This is a genomic window from Marilutibacter maris (genome assembly GCF_006546735.2).
Classification (GTDB): domain Bacteria; phylum Pseudomonadota; class Gammaproteobacteria; order Xanthomonadales; family Xanthomonadaceae; genus Marilutibacter; species Marilutibacter maris.
Map to the genome: position 1 here is coordinate 1 of NZ_VICD02000161.1, position 3,611 is coordinate 3,611.

Below are 3,611 nucleotides of genomic sequence, written 5' to 3' on the forward strand. Positions count from 1 at the left end.
CGGCCGGTACCGACTCGCACCGCAATCCGCACACCGGCATCACCCGCTTCGACGACGGCCTGACCCCGGTCCCGTCGGCGGCGCTGTCGGTGCCCGACGCCGACCAGCTCGCGCGCCTGCTCGCGCTCGGCCCGGTGCGCCTGCGACTGGCCCTGGACTGCGGCTGGGATGGCGAATACACCTCGCAGAACGTGATCGGCCAGATCGACGGCAGCGCGCATCCCGAGGAGGTCGTGCTGATCGGCGGCCACCTCGATTCCTGGGATCTGGGCACCGGCGCGGTCGACGACGGCGCCGGCGTCGGCATCACCATGGCCGCCGGCGCGCTGATCGGCCGCCTGCCGCAGCGGCCGGCGCGCAGCATCCGCGTGGTCGCCTTCGCCAACGAGGAGCAGGGCCTGCACGGCGGCAAGGCCTATGCCGAGGCGCACAAGGACCAGGTCCACCGGCACGTGATCGGTGCCGAGAGCGATTTCGGCGCCGGCCGCATCTATGGCTATTCCAGCTCCGCCCCGGCCTATGCCGAGGCCGCCGACCGCGCCATCGCCGAGGCGCTGGCGCCGCTGGGCATCGAGCACATGCCCGGCCAGGGCGGCCCGGGGCCCGACATCGGCCCGATCGCCGCCAAGGGCGCGGCCTGGGCGCGCCTGGCCCAGGACGGCACCGACTACTTCGACCTGCACCACACCCCGGACGACACCCTCGACAAGATCGATCCGCAGGCGCTGGCGCAGAACGTGGCCGCCTACGCGGTGTTCGCCTACCTCGCCGCCTCGATCGAGAACGCGCAGGGCTTCGGTTTCGGCAGCGCGCCGAAGGCCGAGGACACGTCCACCATCGGCAAGTAGCCATCCGCGTCGGGGCAGCAAGGTGCTCCAACCCACCCAGGAGGTCGCATGACCCTCAATCATCGTTGGCTTCACGGCGCCGCCTTCGCGGCGCTGGTCCTGGTGACGACGCTGGCCAACGCGACGGCGGCCACGCCCGCACCCGAGGTCGCCGGGCACGACGACGGCACCCGCTCCGCACCGGTCCAGCAGTTGCGCATCTACCGGGTCCATCCCGGCAACGAGCAGGCCTTCCACGACCGGTTCCGCGACCATGCGCTGCGGATCATGGCGCGGCACGGCTTCGATGTGCTGGTCACCTGGGAAACCGAATCCGAGGGACTCACCGAGTTCGCCTATCTCCTCGAGTGGCCGGATACCGAAACCATGCAGGCGCGCTGGGCCGACTTCATGGCCGACGAGGAGTGGGCCGCGATCAAGCGCGAGACCGGGCAGCGGCACGGCCGCTTCGTCGACGGCATCGAGGACCGGACCCTGCGACCGACCTCGTACTCGCCGCGCAGCCGGTTCCTTCCCGTCGATTGAGCGTGCGTCGGCGTCGAGCGCGCGGCTGCCGGCGCAGCCTGCGGCGGCGTAGACTGCTACACGGAAATCCACCCGCACAGCAAGGAGCGCAGCCATGGCATCCCCGACCTCGGTCAACGACCAGATCACCGACTCCGTCACCCAGGCCAACGTCAAGCCCGTCGCCGAAGCCCCGGCGATGGCGATGGCCACGATCTACCAGGCCATGGCCCATGCGACCGCCATCCTGTACGAGAACGCGGTCGCCGCGCAGCAGCAGCAGGAAGCCCAGATGCAGGCCGCACTGATCCAGGGCGTGATGCAGATCTATTCGTTGGACACCACCGCCAGCCCCGACACCGGACTCTCGCCGCAGCAGGTCGCCGAGAATCTCGCCGCGCTCAAGAAGACCGCGAACATCGCCGCCATCAATTCGCAGGTCGTCGAGGCGGTGAAGTTCAACCTGCGCAGCGTGCTCGACAATGCCGGCGACTTTTCCTTCGGGGTCCGCAGCACGGCCGAAGCGATGCAGGCCTCGCTCGACGACATCAACGCCGCCAGCTATCGCAACTGCATGCACACGCTGCAACTGGCCGCGACCGCGGTGTGCCTGCGCGCGATGCTCGCCGAGCCCGACAAGGCCGATGCGTATGCCAAGGTGTTGAACCAAATCCGCGGCCTGACCTGAGCGGGGCCGCAGGCCGGCCGGATACGGACGCCGTCGTGCCCGCCGCTAGCGGCGGGCGACGATCACCCACTGCCCCTGCGGCAGGCCCGCGTCGGGATCCTGGATCCGCCGCGCCTCGGCGGTCGCGAATCCCGACCGGCGCAACTCCTGCAACAGCTGCCACCCGAAGTGATGGAAGCAGGCGACCCCGCCGCTGAGAGGGTCGCCGTGGTACTCCGGCTCGCCCAGGAAACGCACCCCACCGGCGGCGTCCAGTTCCGCGATCCGGCGGTTGTCGGCCTGGTTCTGGTGGAACGGCACGGTCAACACCAGCACGCCGTCGGACTTCAACACCCGGGCGAACTCGCGCAGGGCCGCGCGGTAGTCCGGAACGTGTTCGAGCACGTCCAGGCTGACAATGGCGTCCACTCGCCCATCGCCGGTCTCCAGCGCGGTCACATCGCCATGGCGGGCGATGTCGACGACGCCGTGGCGCCACAGCCACAGGCTCATCCGCAGCCGCAGCGACCACGAGTTCAGGTACTCGCTCCCATGCAGGCGACCGACCCGGCGACGCAGCGCCAGAAACAGTCGACTGGCCTGCTCGGTGATCGTCACGACGGCCCGTCGAGGCGGCAACGCAAGACTGCCAAGCAGCACGCCGGCGGCGGCGCGCTGGCGCGCATTGCAGCCGCAGCCGCGGCAGGCCAGGCCTTCGCGCAGGCTCTGCGCCGGGCCGGACGCGAAACCGCCCGAGGCGCCGCACAAGCCGCAGCGACCGGGCAGCAGCGACACCGTCTCGGCCGCCGCAATGGCCGCCGCCTCGGCGGAAAGCACGCGCACCGCATCCACACTCCAGGCGTCCAGCGTCGCCCAGCAATTCGCCGCAACACCCGTTGCCGCGGTCAACGTTGCGCCTGCCAGCTCGCCAGCATCACCGCGGCGGCGGCGGCAACGTTCAGGCTCTCCACCGCACCGGTGCCCGGTATTGACAGTCTCAGATCGCAGGCCTGCGCGAACCCGCGGTCCATGCCCTCGCCCTCGGCGCCGAGCACGTAGACCAGCCGTTCGGGCAGGGCCGCGGCGAACAGGTCGTCGCCGCCCTCGACCACGGTCGCGGCCAGCTGGAAGCCGGCGGCACGCAGTTGCGCGACCGCGTTTTCCGGACGTCCCAGGCGCACCAGCGGCACCGCCTCGGCGCCGCCCTCGGCGACCCGCGCGGCGGCGCCGGACAACGCCAGTTGCGCATGCCGGGGCACCAGGATCGCGGCAACGCCGAAGTGCGCCGCCGAACGCAGGATCGCGCCGAGATTGTGCGGGTTGCCGACTCCGTCGAGCCAGAGCGCCAGTTGCGGCCCCTGCGACAGGCCGTCCAGCCAGTTCGACAGCGGCAACGGCGGCTCGCGCAGCACATCGGCGACCACGCCTTCATGGTGCTGACTGGCGGCAAGCCGGCGCAGGTCGTCCTCTTCGACGACGCGATAGCCGATCCGGTTCGCCACGCACCATTTCAACAGCGGCTGCAGCGCCGGGATCCGCGATTCGGACAGGTACAGCTTGCGCAGCGCCTGCGGGCGACGTGCGAACGTCGC

The 3,611-nt window shown here is 70.8% G+C and carries 4 protein-coding genes and 1 pseudogene; 3 read left to right on the forward strand and 2 right to left on the reverse strand.

Annotation, left to right across the window (positions count from 1 at the left end; all coding sequences use genetic code 11):
* From FKV24_RS09760 to FKV24_RS19840, 3 genes and pseudogenes are all read left to right on the forward strand, one after another.
* On the forward strand, window positions 1–848 hold an 848-nt coding region (locus FKV24_RS09760), incomplete at its 5' end, for a M28 family peptidase (protein WP_141482242.1).
* A 48-nt stretch (window positions 849–896) separates the two neighbouring features.
* Window positions 897–1,373, forward strand: coding sequence for an NIPSNAP family protein (locus FKV24_RS09765; protein ID WP_141482243.1), 477 nt, complete (start codon window positions 897–899; stop codon window positions 1,371–1,373).
* Between the two features lie 94 nt (window positions 1,374–1,467).
* Window positions 1,468–1,788: pseudogene (locus tag FKV24_RS19840) on the forward strand (RebB family R body protein); the annotation flags it as partial.
* A gap of 297 nt (window positions 1,789–2,085) precedes the next feature.
* Here FKV24_RS19840 and FKV24_RS09775 read toward each other — a convergent pair.
* Together FKV24_RS09775 and FKV24_RS09780 are read right to left on the reverse strand one after the other, a co-directional pair.
* Window positions 2,086–2,862, reverse strand: a complete 777-nt coding sequence (locus tag FKV24_RS09775; protein ID WP_141482245.1) for a class I SAM-dependent methyltransferase — start codon at window positions 2,860–2,862, stop codon at window positions 2,086–2,088.
* Between the two features lie 62 nt (window positions 2,863–2,924).
* On the reverse strand, window positions 2,925–3,611 hold a 687-nt coding region (locus FKV24_RS09780; protein WP_141482246.1), incomplete at its 5' end, for a TrmH family RNA methyltransferase.